The 18,074-nt window shown below is 62.2% G+C and carries 16 protein-coding genes and 1 tRNA gene; 11 read left to right on the top strand and 6 right to left on the bottom strand.

The features are described 5' to 3' along the window. The first annotated feature begins 108 nt into the window (after nt 1-108). Nucleotides 109-900 carry a DUF547 domain-containing protein gene (locus MJQ68_RS02170; RefSeq protein WP_238749337.1) on the top strand — a complete coding sequence of 264 codons (792 nt, stop codon included), beginning with the start codon at nt 109-111 and terminating at the stop codon, nt 898-900. An 87-nt stretch (nt 901-987) separates the two neighbouring features. Here the strand turns inward: MJQ68_RS02170 and MJQ68_RS02165 are convergent. The 6 genes from MJQ68_RS02165 to MJQ68_RS02140 form a co-directional block, all read right to left on the bottom strand. Beyond that, nucleotides 988-1,061, bottom strand: a tRNA-Met gene (locus MJQ68_RS02165). 89 nt (nt 1,062-1,150) lie between these two features. Next, nucleotides 1,151-2,113, bottom strand: coding sequence for a methylenetetrahydrofolate reductase [NAD(P)H] (gene metF / locus MJQ68_RS02160; protein WP_238749336.1), 963 nt, complete (start codon nt 2,111-2,113; stop codon nt 1,151-1,153). A 296-nt stretch (nt 2,114-2,409) separates the two neighbouring features. Beyond that, nucleotides 2,410-3,498 carry an ATP-binding protein gene (locus tag MJQ68_RS02155; RefSeq protein WP_406612610.1) on the bottom strand — a complete coding sequence of 363 codons (1,089 nt, stop codon included), beginning with the start codon at nt 3,496-3,498 and terminating at the stop codon, nt 2,410-2,412. Further along, nucleotides 3,495-4,013 carry a DUF6702 family protein gene (locus tag MJQ68_RS02150; protein ID WP_238749334.1) on the bottom strand — a complete coding sequence of 173 codons (519 nt, stop codon included), beginning with the start codon at nt 4,011-4,013 and terminating at the stop codon, nt 3,495-3,497. The genes MJQ68_RS02155 and MJQ68_RS02150 overlap by 4 nt, the downstream gene beginning before the upstream one ends. Nucleotides 4,014-4,175: 162 nt before the next feature. Beyond that, complete coding sequence (locus tag MJQ68_RS02145; RefSeq protein ID WP_238749333.1) at nt 4,176-5,507, bottom strand: M56 family metallopeptidase; 1,332 nt, start codon at nt 5,505-5,507, stop codon at nt 4,176-4,178. Next, complete coding sequence (locus tag MJQ68_RS02140) at nt 5,504-5,869, bottom strand: BlaI/MecI/CopY family transcriptional regulator (protein WP_238749332.1); 366 nt, start codon at nt 5,867-5,869, stop codon at nt 5,504-5,506. Before MJQ68_RS02140 ends, MJQ68_RS02145 begins: the two co-directional genes overlap by 4 nt. A 127-nt stretch (nt 5,870-5,996) precedes the next feature. Between MJQ68_RS02140 and MJQ68_RS02135 the strand changes: the two genes are divergently transcribed. The 10 genes from MJQ68_RS02135 to MJQ68_RS02090 all read left to right on the top strand — a co-directional run bounded on the left by MJQ68_RS02135 (nt 5,997) and on the right by MJQ68_RS02090 (nt 18,061). Then, entirely contained in the window at nt 5,997-6,653 is a 657-nt protein-coding gene (locus tag MJQ68_RS02135) for a head GIN domain-containing protein (protein WP_238749331.1), read from the top strand. A 117-nt stretch (nt 6,654-6,770) separates the two neighbouring features. Further along, a complete protein-coding gene (locus tag MJQ68_RS02130; protein WP_238749330.1) occupies nt 6,771-7,091 on the top strand; it encodes a hypothetical protein in 321 nt (106 codons plus the stop codon). A gap of 39 nt (nt 7,092-7,130) precedes the next feature. Further along, nucleotides 7,131-9,002: a DNA mismatch repair endonuclease MutL gene (mutL, locus tag MJQ68_RS02125; protein WP_238749329.1), complete on the top strand. Its 1,872-nt coding sequence runs from the start codon at nt 7,131-7,133 to the stop codon at nt 9,000-9,002. Nucleotides 9,003-9,047: 45 nt separating this feature from the next. Further along, entirely contained in the window at nt 9,048-9,914 is an 867-nt protein-coding gene (locus tag MJQ68_RS02120) for a rhomboid family intramembrane serine protease (protein WP_238749328.1), read from the top strand. Between the two features lie 83 nt (nt 9,915-9,997). Continuing rightward, nucleotides 9,998-11,008, top strand: a complete 1,011-nt coding sequence (locus tag MJQ68_RS02115) for a rhomboid family protein (protein WP_238749327.1) — start codon at nt 9,998-10,000, stop codon at nt 11,006-11,008. A 9-nt stretch (nt 11,009-11,017) separates the two neighbouring features. After that, on the top strand, nt 11,018-12,058 hold the full coding sequence (locus tag MJQ68_RS02110; protein ID WP_238749326.1) for an endonuclease/exonuclease/phosphatase family protein: 1,041 nt from the start codon (nt 11,018-11,020) through the stop codon (nt 12,056-12,058). A gap of 48 nt (nt 12,059-12,106) precedes the next feature. Beyond that, nucleotides 12,107-13,303 (top strand): CHASE2 domain-containing protein, encoded by a 1,197-nt coding sequence (locus MJQ68_RS02105; protein ID WP_238749325.1) that lies wholly within the window; start codon nt 12,107-12,109, stop codon nt 13,301-13,303. Beyond that, nucleotides 13,296-14,288, top strand: a complete 993-nt coding sequence (locus MJQ68_RS02100; protein WP_238749324.1) for a hypothetical protein — start codon at nt 13,296-13,298, stop codon at nt 14,286-14,288. Before MJQ68_RS02105 ends, MJQ68_RS02100 begins: the two co-directional genes overlap by 8 nt. Before the next feature lie 100 nt (nt 14,289-14,388). Then, entirely contained in the window at nt 14,389-16,800 is a 2,412-nt protein-coding gene (locus MJQ68_RS02095; RefSeq protein ID WP_238749323.1) for a tetratricopeptide repeat protein, read from the top strand. Between the two features lie 49 nt (nt 16,801-16,849). Then, nucleotides 16,850-18,061: a caspase family protein gene (locus MJQ68_RS02090; RefSeq protein ID WP_238749322.1), complete on the top strand. Its 1,212-nt coding sequence runs from the start codon at nt 16,850-16,852 to the stop codon at nt 18,059-18,061. The last annotated feature ends 13 nt before the right edge of the window (nt 18,062-18,074 follow it).

The following is an 18,074-nucleotide window of genomic DNA, read 5'->3' as shown; positions in this document are numbered from 1 at the left end:
GTGGTAATACGCTGGCCAGGTGCAAGGTTCGTCGTATCTCGTCGCGCTCCGTATAAACCAGCGGACAAATCGGCTACGTAAGTGTTGTGCAAGCAAACCGATCGTTCGATGCTACGTACTCTGCTCCTGTTTACCATACTGACCCTCACTGCTTCCTGCGGCCGCTACCAGCCCGCCCCGGACGACCGCATAGGAGATACCGACCCGAATGCACTGAGCGAAGCACTCCTCGAAGGACTCAAAGCGGGGCGCGATGTATCCGAGGAAGTCGCCCAACTGGCGGCGCTCGAACCTAGTGTCCTCGCCGCGGCCCTGGATACCCGCGCCGAGCAGCTGGCCTTTTGGGTCAACACCTACAATGGCATGGTCCAGTATCTGCTTACGGAAGACCCCTCCCTATACGACGACCGGGGGGCCTTCTTCAGCACGCCGCGCTTCACCGTGGCCGGTCGGGAGATGAGCCCCAATGAGATGGAGCACGGCATCATCCGCGGAGGGGAGAACCGGCTGGGCTTGGGTTTCATCCCACAGATCTTCCCCAATAAGTTCGACCGCACCTTCCGCATCAAGGGCGGTGATTCCCGTGTGCATTTCGCGCTGAACTGCGGGGCGAGCGATTGTCCGCCCGTAGAGATCTACTCCCCCGAGACGTATGAAACGCAGATCGACGCCCGCGTTCGCAGCTACCTGGCCGATCACAGCAGCCTGGAACAGCGGGATGGCGAACAAGTCCTGGTCACCTCTCCCCTCTTCTCCTGGTTCAAGGGCGACTTCCGGGACCACGACGGGGTGGACGATTTCCTGGTCGACTACGGCATCCTCCAGGAATCCAACAAGGACATCAAACGCGAGTACGCCGATTACGACTGGACGCTGGAGACTGGTATCTGGGCTGAATAACTTAGTCGCAGCGGACGACCCCAGCCATAGCACAAACCAACGAAGCCCCACAGTCATCAGACCAGTGGGGCTTCGTCTTAACTTATGTAGCGCGAGGGTGACTCGAACACCCGACCTCAGGATTATGAATCCTGCGCTCTAACCGGCTGAGCTACCGCGCCAAGAGCTGTAAGCGGCCGCAAAGATAGTTGGGGCCGTGCAAAGTTTCAAACATTGCAATCAACATTAGCAGTATTCTCAATCCAGCGGGCTACGCCACGTGCTCCGCAATCGCGCGGATGGTGGAGCTATCCCCCATCGTGTAGTAGTGCAGACAGGGTGCACCACGCTCCTTGAGCTCCTTGCTCTGGGCGGTACACCACTCGATACCGACCTGGGTACGCGCCGCGGCATCCTTCGCCTTCGTGATCTCACAGACCAGGTCGTCGGGTAGGTCGACGTGGAACAGACGGGGCAGCGCATTGAGCTGATACAGTTTGGTGACTGGCTTAAGGCCCGGCACGATCGGCACATCGATGCCCACCTTGCGGCAGGCGTCCACATAGTCGAAATACTTCTGATTGTCGAAGAACATCTGGGTGACGATGTAATCCGCCCCGGCATCCACCTTAGCCTTCACGTAGCGCAGGTCGTGTTCCAGGTTAGCGGCCTCGAAGTGCTTTTCGGGATAGCCTGCTACACCTACGCAAAAGTTGGTTTTGCTGGCGTGCTCGTCCTTGATCAATTCATCCAGGTAGTGGCCCTCGTTCATATCTACGATCTGCTTCACCAGTTCGGAGGCGTAGTTGTGGCCATCCTTTTCGGGGGTGAACCGTCCTTCGAACTTGCGCGCGTCGCCCCGCAGGGCCAGCACGTTCTGCACGTCCAGAAAGGCCAGATCGATCAGGGCGTTCTCGGTTTCTTGCTTCGTGAATCCGCCGCAGAGCATATGCGGCACCGCATCTACTCCATAGCGGTGCATGATGGCCGCACAGATCCCTACCGTACCGGGCCGCTTGCGGATCGAGGTCTTCTCGTAGTAGCCACTGGGCCGCTTCTTATACACGTATTCCTCCCGATGATAGGTCACGTCAATAAAGGGAGGCTTGAACTCCATCAGTGGATCCAGACTATCGAAAATGGCCTGCATACTGCCGCCCTTCAACGGGGGAAGTACTTCAAAACTCACTAGGGTCTGGCCTCCGGCCTGCTCAAAATGCTCGGTTACACGCATGGTGGATGGATCGCCTATCGGCTTATTAGGCCCCTTCGGGGTAGATCGCTGCGCTCGGTAGATCGCCTTCGGCTCGTTAGGTCCTCCGGGATAGATCGCTGCGCTCAGTAGAATGTTGCAAAGCTACGAATACCCATCGGCCACATTTGGTTCTAGCAGCACCCCCCACAATTACCCCGTTCCCCCGACCGCCTAACGAGCGAAGCGATCTACCCAGCCGTAGGCGTCTACCCCCGAAGGGGTCTAACGAGCGAAGCGATCTACCTAGCCGAAGGCGTCTACCCAGCCGAAGGCGTCTACCCTCGCAGCGCAGCGTAGAGGTCTACATACTCCTTCCGATTCCGCATCACCACCTCCAGGTACTCCCGCCACACCACGCCATCCTGCTCCGGATCCTTGATCACGGCACCGGCCAGACTTGCGGCCAGGTACTCCGACTCGATGTCGCCACTCCCAAAGTGATGACTGAGGGCACGGCTCTGATTGACCACCGAGATCGCTTCGGCGGTAGAAAGCGTCGAGCTGGGCGATTTAAGCTGCGTCCGTCCATCCTCGGTGCGGCCGCTGCGCAGCTCCCGGAAGATGGTTACCAATCGGGTGATCTCGGCGGCGGAGTCCTGGGTCACGGGCGGCAGCTGCATGCGGGCGGCGGCGGCTAAACTCCGGTCCGTAACGATGCGCACTTCTTCTTCCAGGGTAGCGGGCAGCGGCATCACCACCGTATTGAAACGCCGCCGCAGGGCGCTCGATAGCTCGTTCACCCCCCGGTCGCGGTCGTTGGCCGTAGCGATGACATTGAATCCCCGCCGGGCTTGCGTCTCGCGGTTGAGTTCCGGGATGGGCAGGATCTTTTCGGACAGCACCGTGATCAGGGCATCCTGCACGTCGCTCGGGATACGGGTCAGCTCCTCGATCCGCACCAGCTTGCCTTCGCGCATCCCCACCATGATGGGCGAGGGCACCAGGGCCTCCTCACTCGGCCCCTCGGCCAGCAGGCGGGCGTAGTTCCAGCCGTAGCGCAGGGCGTCTTCGCTCATACCGGCCGTGCCCTGCACCAGCAGGGTCGACCGGCCACTGATGGCCGCCGTAAGGTGCTCGCTGACCCAGGTCTTGGCCGTGCCGGGTACGCCGACCAGCAGCAGGGCGCGGTCCGTTACCAGACTCGCTACAGCCACCTCGATCAGGCGCCGGTCGCCGAAGTACTTCGGACTGATCACGGTACCGTCCGCCAGGGTATCGCCCATCAGGTAGCGCACTACGGCGCGGGGACTCATCAGCCAGCCGCCGGGCCGCACGCCCTCGTCGGCGGCGCGCAGGGCCGTCAGTTCGTCGGCGTAGGCCGTCTCGGCGTGGGGCCGTAAAATGTCCTGTTCCATATCGGTCATATGCTGCCCTGCCGTTGTGCCCTGCTCATCAGCAGGGTGCCCAGCCGCGCCTCGTCGGCATACACCTTTACGATGTTCTTCTGATCGGCGTAGTATTCGGTGAGTACGCTATTCTGGATGCGTACCGCGTCGGCGGGGGCTACCTCATCGGCCGCCAGGTAGATCCACAGGCCGTGCAGATCGTCCTCCAGCTCCCAGCCCACCAGCTGTACCGGCAGGGGCCGGCCATTCCAGTCGATACCGAAGTGCTTGTCCAGATAGGCCGTCAGGAAGCGTTCGCTTTCGGGGTGCTCCTCCTCCGAGCCCAGTTCCAGGGCCGGGGCGCCGGCATCCTGCATGGCCAGCTCCAGGTCATCGACGAAGACGTGCATTTCCACCTGTACCTGCCGCCGCTCGGCTACGTAACGCACGTTGGTCTTGCTCACGTGGTAGTCGTGGGTGGGGGCGGGGCCGACCAGGGCCGGAGGCGGTACCGCTGCCGAAAAGCAGAGCACGAGGAGCAGGAGTAGGTGCATAGTAGTAGGAACTTCCCCGGACGGGACTTCGTTGAGACTAAGTCACAAAACTACGCTACGCGTCCGGGGCCTGCCTTTCTTTCCTTTCCCCCGGCCCCTCTTCGGGGATATTGAGGGCGTTTATGTTTGAAAATCAGCTTTCGCACCTGTGGCCCCGCCCGCTTATTCCAGCGTAAAGGTGAAATTGAGGTAGAGCGATTCCCGGGTCGGTACGCCATCGACGGTAGCGGGGTGAAACTGTAGGGAGGAGAGGTGCTCAGCCATGCGGGCTACTTCCTGGGTAAGGGGGGTATTAGGCTGATTAAAGGGAAGTGCTTTACGGTCTGGGGCCTTGGAATGGGTCACGATATGGACGGGCAGGTCGTTGGAGACCACGTCCGCTGCCCGTTGTGGGGCCGGTACTTCGTAGTGGGTGACCCGGCCAGTCTCATCTACGTCGAGCCGCAGCAGGACGTGACCGTACTGGCCGGCCGCGCTGGCCGCTTCGGGGTAGTTCACCCTCTGGTATATCGTATCGAGTAGGGTATGCCACATTTTACCGCTGGAGAACGCTGCGTCGAGCCGGGGGGGATAACTGGTCAACCGCGCATCGTGCTCGGCGATCCACGCTTGCTCGTCAAACTCCTGCTCCGTGTGACAGGCCACGAAGAGTCCCGTTAGTAATAGGAGCAGGACACTCCAGCGGGCTGCGCCAACGGCATGAGACATATCTTTTTTGGTCAGTAACATAATGCGTCGTTTTAGGGGAGATGAAAAGAGGGCCGGTACCAAGCGTGGTGCCAGGGTAGCCCGTAGCAATTGTTTGCCGTATAGCCGGGGGTCTACCGATTCGACGACGGCCGCATCGGCTTCGTATTCGTGGACCGCCGCAAGCTGGTGCGCGTAGCACCAGATTAGCGGATGGAACCAGAACAAGACAGTGCCCAATAGCAAGATCAACTGCTCGAAGTGATGCCCCCGCTGCAGGTGAGCTGCTTCATGAAGCAGCGCGGAATACTCCAAATTTTGGGCAAGCGAAGCGGGCAGATAGATGGTCCGGAACGCTGCATACGGGCTAGCTACCTGCACGCTGCGCACCACACGATAGCCCTCAAACCACCCCACGGTATCCGGCCACCCTGATGAGTATCGGGGCAGGTGCTGGGCGAGTAACCAACCGGCAGTCACTGACCGGACGGCAGCCCCAATCAGCCAGACGAGCGCCATCCACTCGCTCCAGTGCAGGGTGCTGTCGGCATACACCGGAGTTCTATCGCTCAGTACCGGCACCACATAGGTGGCCACTTGGGCAGGCAACTGATCTATTCCTATCGAGCCAACAGTTTGTACATTAGGCAGCAGCGGCAGCAACAAGCCAAACAGCCAGCTGCCTAGCAGGTAGTAGCGCTGCGCCGGCCAGTTGGCGTTGTTGCGGAAAGCGATGGCGTAGAAAGCCAGGAGCAGGACCCAGGCCAGGGTGACTTCCAGTAGGTAGCTCAGTACTGCGGCGCTCATTCTTCCTCCAGTTGGCGGACCAGCTCACCGAGCTCTTCCAGGCTTAGGTTCTCGTCCTGCACTAGGTAGCTGACCGCCGCACGGCCCGAGCCGCCGAAGAAGCTGCGCACCAGCCGGCTGAGCCGCTGCCGCCCGTAGGCCTCCCTGCTGATGGCCGGGGTGTAGACGAAGGTGCGCCCGTACTGCCGGTGGGTCACGAAGCCCCGCTCGTCGAGGGCCAGAATGAGGGTAGAAATAGTGCTGTGCGCCGGCAGCTTACCCGACCGCTCCTCCACGGCGCGCCGCAAATCGGCCACGGTGCACTCGCCGAGCTGCCAGACGTGCTGCATCAGATCCTCCTGTGCGCGGGTGAGTTTTTGCATGAGTAGTTATTTAACGTAATAATACGTTACTAGTATCAATTCTGCAACTCCGTGCCCGATCTCGCGTACGCTGGTGATCGACAGTTAGCGACAAATCGCGATATTGTACCAAATAACGCTTCTTATCATGAAGAATTTATTGTTTGTCCTCCTCGTCGTGGTCATCGGCCTGGTGTACTACCTGGTCTTCCTACAGGAAGGCTTTATGGGCGCCGGTCCTTCCACCACGGGGGTACGTACCGTCGAACCCTTCGACCGCATCACCAGCGGTAGCGTCGTGGACCTGGAAATCACCCAGGCAGCGACCCCCTCCGTCGAAGTCGTGGCCAGCAAGCGGCTACAGGAGCGCGTGCAGACTACCGTAGCCAACGGTACCCTATCCATTCAGCTCAAGACGTGGAATTTCTGGGACGGCGGGGTAACCGTCAGAATAAAGACCCCCCGACTGAGCAGCCTGATGACCAGCGGCACTGGAGAGGCTACCATCATGGGCTTTGCCGACCTGGACCGCCTCACCCTGGGCAGTAGCGGGACGGGGGACATAGAAGTGGCGGGACGCGGCAACGTGCTGGAGTTCAGTAGCAGCGGTACGGGAGACCTCGAAGCCTTTGACTACTCAGCGCGGGCAGCACGGGTGCGGCTTTCCGGTACGGGTAGTGCTGAAGTGACGGTCTCCGACTCCCTGACCGGTCAGCTCACGGGCACCGGGGATGTACGCTACCGGGGCACTCCGACCGTCGACGTGACCCTGCTGGGTACGGGTGATGTAGTCGCCGCGAACTGAGCCGTGGGGAGCACTCCTCCTCCGCACCCGCGCAGTCCCCGCCAGAATGCGCCGGGCATGCATCTATTTGATGCTAAACGTGTTATCTACACTCCAACTTCCAAAACGTACCGCGCCATGGCCTTCATCCGCCTCTTCAAAACGCCTAAGAATCAGCAGTTTTCGTACAAGCCCCGCTACTGGGACCCCAAGAAGGAGGAAGCCGAGGAGCGGCGCCTGCGCATCGAGACGCTGCAGAACGGCGGCGTAGACGGCATGAAGCAGCGCCTGCGGGGAGGATTCCGCAAGGGCGCGGGTGGAGAGGCCGCCGGCCGCTACCGCAACGAGCGGGTCGCCAAATCCAACTACTCGCTGGTGATCATCATGGTGGTCCTGATCGTGCTCAGCTACCTGCTCATCCAGGTGTATTTCCCCGATCTGGAGCAGCTTCTCGGCTAGATAGTCCGTAGCTTGGGCCGTGAACCCCTAGCCGTACCTATGACGGACAACCTCGTCCACCTCCTACCCGATGCCATTGCTAACCAAATCGCCGCCGGAGAGGTCATCCAGCGGCCCGCCAGTGTAGTCAAGGAACTGGTCGAGAACGCCGTAGATGCCGGCGCCGACGAGATCACCCTCATCATCAAGGATGCCGGTAAGACCCTCATTCAGGTCATCGACAACGGCTGCGGCATGTCCGAGACCGACGCCCGCATGTCGCTCGAACGCCACGCCACCAGCAAGCTCCGCACGGCCGAAGACCTGTTTACCCTGCACACGATGGGCTTCCGCGGGGAAGCCCTGGCCAGCATCGTCGCCATCGCCCAACTGGAACTCAAAACCCGCCGCGCCCCCGACGAGCTCGGCACCCGCCTGGTCGTAGAGGGTACGGAGGTGATCACCCAGGAGCCCGTCGCCGCCCCGCCCGGCAGCAGCATGGCGGTGCGCAACCTGTTCTACAACGTACCGGCGCGGCGCAACTTCCTTAAGTCCGACTCCGTAGAGCTCCGCCACGTACGCGAGGAGTACATCCGTATCGCCCTGGCCCACCCCTCGGTACGCTTCGAATTGTACGTAGACGACCGGCTCGACCTCAGTCTGCCCGCCGGCAAGCTGCGCCAGCGCATCATCGCCGTATTCGGCAAGAAGTACCGCGACCTGCTGGTGCCCATCGAGGAGGCCACCGACGTGCTGCGTATCGGCGGCTACGTCGGCAAGCCCGAAGCGGCCCGCAAGACCAAGGTGGGGCAGTTCTTTTTCATCAACGACCGCTACATCCGGTCCAGCTACCTGCACCACGCCGTCATGATGGCCTACGACGAGCTGCTGGGCAAGGACGCCTACCCCTTCTACGTCATCTTCCTACAGATCGACCCGGCGCGTATCGACGTCAACGTACACCCCACCAAGCAGGAGATCAAGTTTGAAGACGAACGCCTGATCTACAACTACCTCAAGGCCACCATCCGCCACGGCCTCGGGCGGGCGAGCATCATGCCCACCATCGACTTCGAGTCCGACAACCCCTTCTCGCCGAGCCGCACCAGCATCCGCTCCAACCCCGGTCAGCCGGACGACGATGAGGCCCTGCCTAGCAAGATGAATAGCGATACGCCCCGTAGCGGCGGCGGCGGTAGTAGTGGCGGTATCCACCTACCCCCCTCCGAGGCACAGCGCCACGCCAATAACCTGCGGCACTGGGAAACCATGTACCAGGACCTGGGCGGCGAGCAGGTAGACACCGATACCGGCGAGATCCTTCAGAGCCGGATGGGGCAGGAGGAAGACGACAATGCCCCGCCCACCCAGGGACGCGCTCCCTACCAGCTACACCACCGCTACATCGTCAGTGCCATCAAGAACGGCTGGATCTTGGTGGACCAGCAGGCCGCCCACGAGCGCATCCTCTACGAGGGCTTCCTGGCCAATCTGCGCGAAAAGCCGGCGGCCACCCAGCAGTCGCTTTTCCCCCAGACCATCAACCTGGCCCACGCCGATGCCGAGCTCATGCAGTCGCTACTGCCCGAGCTTAACCAGCTCGGCTTCGACCTGGAGGCCTTCGGGGGGGGCAGCTTCATCGTGCGCGGCATCCCGGCCGAGCTGGCCGGTCGCAACAGCGAGCTGGACCTCCTGGAGCGGCTCCTGGAGCAGTACAAGACCAACGTAGACCTGCAGAGCGAGGGCCACGAGCGGCTGGCCCGCATCCTGGGCCGGGCCGCGGCCATCAAACGGGGCACCAAGCTGGACGAGGCCGAGATGCGCAGCCTCATCGACCGGCTCTTCGCCTGCACCCAGCCCCGGGTAGCACCCAACGGACACAAGTGCTACGTGCGCTACGAGCTGTCGGAGGTCGAGCGGCTCTTTCAGTAAAACCGTCGCCTTGTTGAGGGGTTACTACCTAAATCCTCCCGCTGCATGCCGCCGCTGACTCCCATCGTAAAGAACCTGCTCATCATCAATGTAGCCGTCTTTGCGATCCTCTTCTTTCTGCCCAATCTGGGTGTTTCTACCGGGGAGTGGTCCGATTTCCTGGCCCTGCACTACCCCAGCAGCGAGCGCTTCCACCCCATCCAGCTGGTGACGCACTTTTTCATGCACGGCGGGCTCACGCACATCTTTTTCAATATGTTCGGCCTGTTCATGTTCGGCCCCCTGCTGGAGATGCGCTACGGCCCCAAGCGCTTCCTGATCCTGTACCTGGCCGCCGCCGCCGGTGCCGTAGCCCTGCACTTCGGCTTCACCTGGTTCCAGTTGGAGCAGCTGCAGGATCAGCTGGCGGCCTTCCAGCAGTCCCCCACCCTGGCCCACTTCAACGACTTCTTCGGTCACCTCAATACCAGGGACCTAAGCATGGACAACGGGCAGCGCGTCAGCACCGTAGTGGCCAACATCCAGAACGAGCTGGTGCTACAGACCAGCGATCCCGAGCAGACCTACCGCAACGCCCTGGGCATGATGCAGGAGTACATCGACTGGCAGCAGAGCGTGCCCATGGTGGGTGCCTCGGGGGCCATCTACGGCATTGTCGGGGCCTTTGCTATTCTTTATCCCGACTTCAAACTGGCGCTCATCTTCCTGCCCATCCCCATCAAGGCGCGCTACTTCGTGCCCGTCATCCTGGCCGTGGAGGTGTTCCTGGGCGTGATGCAGTATAGCTGGGACCCCATCGCCCACTGGGCCCACATCGGCGGGGCCCTCACGGGTGGTCTGCTGGCCTACTTCTGGTACCGCTCCGAGCCGCCGGCGGGTGCACAGCGGTGGGACCGCGGCGTACCGCGCTAAATTCGTAGTTTGTAGGGCTTTATCCGGTAGCTGGTAAATCTTTTTAGCCGCCAAACGTTTTTAAGGGCGAACCCGCCACTGTCATGCTACAATCCATCTGGGACGATATTCGCCGCGAGTTTGACTATGGGAACATGGTCAACCGTATCATCATCGTGAACGTGGCCGTGTACCTGGTCATCAACCTGACCTGGGCGGGCCTGAGCCTGTTCAACGGGCAGTCTACCCCGGATCTGTACTACGACATCGTCCACTTCCTGTCGATCTCGAATTCGGGCTGGCACATGCTCACCCACCCCTGGTCGATCCTCACCCACATGTTCCTCCACGAGGGCTTCTGGCATATTCTGTTCAATATGCTCTGGCTGTTCTGGTTCGGCCGCATCTTCGGTGACCTGCTGGGCGACCGCCGCGTACTGCCGCTCTATATTCTGGGCGGGCTCGCAGGTGCGGTGTTCTTCTTCCTGGGCGCTACCCTGACCGGCTTTGCGGGCGACGGCGGCATCAACCATTACGCCCTGGGCGCCAGTGCCGCGGTCATGTGCATTGTGGTCGCTACCGGCGTATTCGCCCCCGATTACAGTATCCGCCTGCTCTTTCTCGGCAACGTGCGCATCAAGTACATCGTCGCCTTCGTGGTGCTGATGAATATCATCAGCCTGGGTAGTAACGTCAACACCGGGGGCACCTTCGGTCACCTGGGCGGTATCGCCATGGGCTTCCTGTTCACCTGGTACCTCAAGCGGGGTACGGACCTGACCACGCCGGTACAGTCCGTCCTCACCGGTGTACAAAACCTGTACGCCAGCGTCCTGAGCCCGAGCAAGGACCACTCCAAGCGCGGCCCCCACGCCGCCTTCCGCGGTGGTCGCTCCGTCAAGGAGACGGCCGCGACCAAGGAGCGTCCCGGCTTCATGCGCCGGGCGGGCGGTGCGGCCAAGTCCGCGGGCGGCAAGAAATCGGATATTCTGGACGGGCAGGCCAGTCACCAGGAGCAGCTCGACGCCATCCTCGACAAGATCAAGGAGCGGGGGTACAAGAGCCTGAGCAAGGAGGAAAAGGACTTTCTCTTCCAGGCCAGCAACCGCGGCTAGCGTCTGGGGATGGGCCGCTTAATCACCTTCTCGGGTCATGCGATCGCGCTCGTCACGGCCTTCGGGCTACTGGCGCGCTACGTGTCACCGCATACCTTCTGGCCACCGTCCGTGGTCGCCCTGCTGCTGCCGATTCTGCTGTTGCTTACGTTTCTGTTCGTGCTGCTACAGCTGTTCCGCGGCCACTGGCGCACGGCGGTCTTTCCGCTGCTGGTCCTGCTAGGGGCCTACCCCATTCTCGGCAGATTATTTGCCTGGCCGGAGTCCGCCCCGACCCTCACCGACGATTCGCCGGTCGTGACGCTAGTGACGGGCAACCAACGCTTCTTTCGCTCCGCTGACGGAGCGGATGTAGACACCACCCGCGTGGCGCGCACCTTCCGCTCGTACGGCGCCCATATCGCGCTGCTGCAGGAAATCCGCACCGTCACCTACCGCATCAACTACATCCCCCAGGTACAGTCTGCCGAACACCTCAGGGAGCGGGACCAGAAGAAGGGCACGCTGGTAGCTACCTACGGTACGTCGCCCGAGCACATCACGTCCAGCTTTTCCGAGCCCAACGAGTACAACGGCTTTGTGGTGACGGACATGATGACCAGTCTGGGCAAGCTGCGTATCATCAACGCCCACCTGGAAACCAATCGCATCAGCAACCTGGCCCAGAATATGGGGGGCAAGGACTCCTTCGGCGACCGGCTGGAAACCTTCGGGCGCATGCTTACCGGCTACGGCCGCGCAACCCGCGTCCGCGCCCAACAGGCCGACACGATCCGTGCCCTGGTGGAGGCGAGCCCCTACCCCGTCATCGTAGGCGGTGACTTCAACGACGTGCCGTCTTCCTATACCTACAACCAGCTGCTCACCCCCCGGCTACGCGATGCCTGGGCGGCCCGGGGCTCTGGCCTGGGCACCACCTTCACTGGGCCGCTGCCGGGCCTGCGCATCGACTACTTCCTGGTGGATACCAGCCTGACCATTGTAGACATCGAGCGACTGTCCCCCCAGTGGTCGGACCACCGGCCGCTGCGCCTGACGGTTACGAAGTAAGTTGTAACTTTCAGTCCCCGCGGCCTCCCAGGCCGGCGGACTTACACTATGGCTCGCCCCTCCGCTTACCTACACGCCGCGATCATCACGGGGCTCGTCTTTGCGCTCATCGGTGCACTGCGTCTGGTGACGTTCAACGTCCACTACTTCGACCCCTTCAATAAGGGGATCAAGGACTACGAGGTGACCGATATCTTGTTCTCCCAGCTCCGCGACGCCGAGCGGGTGCGGCGGGAAGACCGGGTGGTGCTGGTCCACGTGGCGCGGGCCGACCGGGCGGAGGTCGCCCGACTCATCGACCGGATCGCCGCGGCCAGCCCCGCGGTTATCGGCGTAGATATCCTCTTCCCGGGCCGGAAGGAGCCAGCTAAGGACTCCCTGCTGGCCGCCAGCCTGCGCGCGCACCCCGGGGTCGTACTGGCCGCCAACCTGGGCGCGTACGACGAGGAGCGGCGGGGCATCCGCTCGATGGTCGTGTCCGATACCCTGTTCTCCGCCCACGCCGTGAATGCCTACACCAACTTCCTGGCCGGTACCGACCGCACGGTGCGGCTCTTCAATCCCTTCCTCACCACCCTGGACAGCGTGGAGCGCACCGCCTTTTCGATCGCGCTGGTGGAGCGGTACGCCCCCGACCGGGTGGGCAGCCTGCGGTGGCACAAGGGGGACGCGGCGGTACGCATCAACTACTCGGGGGACTACCGCAGCTTTTTGCGCATCGACGGGCAGGTTGTACTGCAGGCGGATGACGAGGAGCTCAGCGTATTCCGCGACCGGATCGTGATCGTCGGCTTTATCGATAGTCAGGCCCGCGACGCGCCCATCGAAGACCGCTACTTCACGCCGCTTAACCCGGTGTATACCGGGCGGAGTCTGCCGGATATGTACGGGGCGGTCATCCACGCCAACATCATCACGATGCTACTCGACGGCAACTACATCTTCGAGCTGCCCGGCTGGCTGGAGGGGCTGCTGGTATTAGCCTTCGTGTACGTCAACGTACTGATCATCTACCACCTCTACCACCGGCTGCCGGATTCATACCACGGGGTCACTCGCGTGATGCAATTGGTCGAACTCTTTTGCTTCTTCTTTCTGGTAGCCCTACTTTTTTACCATTTCCGACTCAAGATCGACTTTACGGTCGGCTTCCTGGGCCTCATTCTGGCGTACGATATCGTGATGATCTACGAGAGCTTCGTCCGCAAGCGCATTCCTTACCTCAACCGCACCGAGCATGTATAAACTGACCCTCCTCTCCCTGCTACTGCCCCTACTGCTGTGCGGTCAGCAGGCGGACGTCCCCCTGGTCATGTACGCCAATGGATCGATCGCCTACGACAGTCCCGCCAGTAGCCGACCCGTCCGCGTGCATACCGGTACCTACCTGACCGGCGCGGGCACGCTTTCGCTGCAGGAGGCGGCCGTACTCGAAGTAGCCCGCGGCAACCAGTTCGTACGGTTGGACAGTGCCGGTAGCTACGTGCTCGACGAGCTCTTCATCGCCGAGCCGGAGTCCGATGGTTTCATCAGTCGCTTTCTCCAGTTCGTGCGGCGTGGACTCCAGCAGTCGGCCAGTAGCGGCAACCTCGAAAAGGCCTACCTTGAAAATCAGGGCAACGCACAGGGCAACATCCAGGGCTTCGGCGATGGCGGTCTGGCGGGTCTGCTCCCCTTCGGCGGCACGCTGGGGCCGGAACTGACCCACTTCAACTGGCCGGGCGACGGAAGCACCGGTGGCACCTACCGGCTGCGCATCGTGGATAGCCTCACGGAGGCGGTACTGCTCGGCGCTACGGCGCGGGATACCAGCCTGCGGATCGACCTGGCGGGCCTGAGTCTGCAGGACGGGCAGACCTACTACTGGGAAGTGTTCCCCAACCAACCGGCCGGCACGGGAGGGCCTAAGCGCCTGGGGGTACGGCCACCTACCGTCGTGGGGTCGCGCATCTACTTTACCTACCGCGATCGCTCGGTGGATGAGCTGGTTACCCACCTACGGGTCAACGGAGTGTACCAAGCTACCCAAAGCGAGGCCCAGCGGATGCTGATGGAGGCCATGACCTACGAAGCGGACGGCTACCTCTACGCCGCCGACCGGGCCTACCGCAGGGGACTGGCCGAAGACGCTGGCAACGAGCTGTTGATCCGTAGCTACGCCGCCTTTCTCAGCCGCTGGAACCAGCGCGGACTCGCCAAGCAAGTGCTCCATATGCAGCGACTGGAGTAGAGTTTATTCCGCACAGATCTTGTAGGAAAGCCATACCGGCCGCTTGGAAAGTTCTTTTTCCTGCGCCAGTGTATATGTCGTAACTTGATAGCTCACCGTGATGACCGCACTTGCCCCCATACGCCTGCTCTGCTGGGTCTTCGCACTCGCCTGCCTGACGCTACCGCTCCGGTCGCAACCCAGCGCCGTAGTGATCGGCATCGCCGACTTTCAAGACCCCCACATCACGGACCTGGCCTACGCGGACGACGATGCGCGGGCCTTCGCCGACTACCTGCAAGACCCGACCGAAGGCCAGGTGCCCGCCGACCGGGTACGTCTGCTCACCGATAGCAGTGCCACGCTGGCGGCGATCCAGTCGGCCCTGGCCTGGCAGCTCACCGTCGCGGCAGCCGACGAGCCCACCTACCTCTACGTTGCTACCCACGGAGACGTGGAGGCTAGCCAGGCCAGTCAGAGCGGCTACCTGCTGGCCCACGATACGCCCCGCAACAACTACGATCTGCTGGCGCTGAGCGTCGACTACCTGAACGCCCACCTGGCGGCCCTCTCGGCCCGGGGCGCGCTGCCCGTGCTGGTGACTGACGCCTGCCACGCCGGCACCCTGGCCGGCAATGCCGTAGCCGGTAAGGAACTCACGACCACCCTGCTCATGCAGCGGCAGCAGGACGAGGTCCGCATCCTCTCCTGCCAGCCCTACGAGCTTTCCCGGGAGGGGCCGCAGTGGGGCGGCGGGCGCGGGGCCTTTTCCTACTACCTCGTCAGCGGCATGCAGGGCGCGGCCGATGAGGACCGCGACCGACAGATCGACCTGTACGAACTGGAACGCTTCGTGCAGGAGCGCGTCAGCGCCGATACCGACCGCGAGCAGCACCCCGAGCTGTCCGGTGGCCGCAAGGACCTGGTCCTGCTCCACCTCCCAGCCGGTGACCAGCAGCAGTACATCGAAGCGCGTACCGTAGCCCTGGAGCAGCGTCTGGAGGAGGCCGTGCTGGCCCTCGCTCCTCCCGAAGCCCAGCGCGATTACGTCCGGTTCCGGCGGGCGGTAGACGCCGGTGCGCTGCTGGAGCCCGGAGAGCGATCCGCCCTGACGTACTACCGCCGGCTCCGTAGCGAACCCGCCCTGCTAGCCCTGCGCGGTCTGCTCGACGACCGGATGACCGTACCCCTGCTCGACTCCGTACAGCAAGCTCTGGTGGCCTACCTCGACTCCGACCCCCAGGAGCTCGCCGCCCGCGAACGCATCGACGACAAGTACCGCATATTCCCCCGCTACCTGGCCGCGGCTGCCGGTATTCTGGGTCCGGACGATCCCCGCATCCCGGGCATTCGGGCCAAGGAGGCCTACTTTCAGGGGCTCATCCTGCGACTGGAGACCGACCGGCTGGGCGGCGTAGATACCAGCTACCGGCGGGCACTCACCTACCTCACCGAGGCCACGGACCTGGAGCCCGAGGCGGCCTACCACCATAATGAGCTCGGCCTACTACACCTTCGGCTGGGCGGAATGAGGGACGCTTACGGAAGTTTCTACCGGGCCACCCAACTGGCGCCCACCTGGGCCCTCCCCTACAGCAACCTCGGCATCCTGCTCAAGCAGCTCAATCCGAAGACCAACTTCCAGCAGGCGGCGCAGTACTTCGATCGGGCCACCACCCTGAAGCCCGACCTGGCGAGCGCGTACATGAACTTCGGCAATCTGCTGCTGGTGAGCGGACGTCGCGACAGTGCGGAACTGCTCCTGCGGCAGGCGCTTGCCCTGCATCCGGATGACACCTACATCCGCTACAACCTGGCTTACCTGCTCGGTCAGGATAGCAGCCGGCTCGACACCGCCCTAGCGCTATTCGCCGCCGTGATCCAGGACGATCGCGACGCACCCACTCAGCTAGCTAAGAACCACTACGAAAGCGGCCGGATCCACGCGCTGCGGGGAGATATCGAAGCCGCAGAGGATCAACTACGCCAGGCCATAGCGCTCGACCCCGCCGACCCACGCGCCTACGCCCGCCTGCGCGAAGCCCTTGTGGCAGCTGATGAAGCGCAGCGGGCCACTATATACTATACGGAGCTTATCACCACTCGCCCCGATCAACCGCACGGCTACCTGCACTTGGCCTTGCTGGATACTACTGCTACAGAGTGGCTACGTCGGCTACGTACAGCTAGTCTGCCCGACTCCGTAGCTACCGACCTGGCCACCCGGCTGGGCTTTTCCTTCTACTGGTCCGGCCACTACTCCCAGGCCGAAGCCGCCCTGCGGCTGGCCATCAGCGACAAAGATTCCTACACCGCCCGCTTTAACCTCAGTGCGTTCCTGGCTGCTACCGGACAACAAAAAAAGGCCCTGGCGGCGGTCAGGGATACCCTACGGGTCAGTTCGGATGGGCCGATGCTAACAACTTACTGTGAGCGGTACGCCAGCGACGTGGACTTTGCGCAACTACGCGCTACCGAAGGCTTCCGCAAACTCACGGAAAAGTACTGCGGTCAGGTACCGGCCCCGGATTAACCCAGCACCCGCGACGCCCGCCCGAATTTTCTCACCCTATGCCTACCCGATGATGAACTCACTACTCCTCCTGTTTTGCGGCCTACTGATCGGTCCGCTCGCTGCCCAGTCGACGCTGCACGTCATCTCCACCATCCACCCCCACGAGGGGGAGATCGCCGAGGGGTGCCGCAAGGATCGGGAGAACGTGGACAAGCTCTTTGCCTTCGTGCAACAATCGTTTCAGGAGCAGGGGGTGGCCATGGCGGTGCGTACCTACACGCCTGATTTCAGTGCGGGAGCCGTATACGAGCTGCTGGAGCAACTGCCCATCGAAGCGGATGACGCCGTCGTGTTCCTGTACTCCGGTCACGGCCTGGAGGACCCCGAGGCCCGGCGGTGGCCCCTGCTGTACTACTGCCCGGAAACCGACGGGGAGGCGGACCACCTCAACTGCGGCTACTCCCTGGACGATATTCACCAGCAGCTGCGGACCTCCGGAGCTCGGATGTCACTGGCCATCGGCAGCAGCTGCAACGCCGAGCAGGAAACCGAACCCAGCGCCCAGATCGAGCGGCACGCGGACGACTTCCTGGACGAGCTGAACCGGGAGAACGAACAGCAGCAGTACAGCCTCGGCCTCTTTACCGACTACAGGGGGCACATCATGGCCTCCTCGGCCAAACCCGGACAGCTGGCCTACCTCAACGACCGGATCGGCTCGTACTACGTGGATGCGCTGGTCAATACCGTAGTGCGGGGGCTGCGGGCCGAGCGGCCGGTCTCCTGGGCCAGCATCCTGCGGCATACCGACAAGACCGTGCAGACTAAGTGGAAGAAGCCGCAGGAAGCACAATTCCTGATCTGCGTCGACGACGTGCCCCGCTACTCCGATACCGAGCAGACCTACGCCGGCGACGACCAGCGGCTGCTCACCATCGAGGAGGACGATTACAGCGAAGAATGGGAAGAAGCCCTGGAACAGGAAGAGGCCCTGGAGCTACTCCCCTATCTGCTCATCAGTGAGCTCTGGGAGAATAGCTCGGACGAGGATACCTTCCTGGACCAGCTCCCTTACGTCCAGGCTTTTTACGGCGACCTGCTCGCCGCCCACTACCCCTACGAACCCGATGAAGACTACCTGAACTACGCCCTGGTCGACCTGATCGACGACGAGGAGTGGTTCGAGGAGGAACTGCTGAACCTCGAAGACCTCTATCCCTCCCTATCAGACGAGATCCAGCAATCCATCGAAGACTTTTTGAGCACTATGGGCCAGTAGGGCCTTCATTTGT

The organism is Neolewinella maritima, from assembly GCF_923081025.1.
GTDB classification, from domain to species: Bacteria; Bacteroidota; Bacteroidia; order Chitinophagales; family Saprospiraceae; genus Neolewinella; species Neolewinella maritima.
This window is presented reverse-complemented; position numbering and strand designations above follow the sequence as displayed.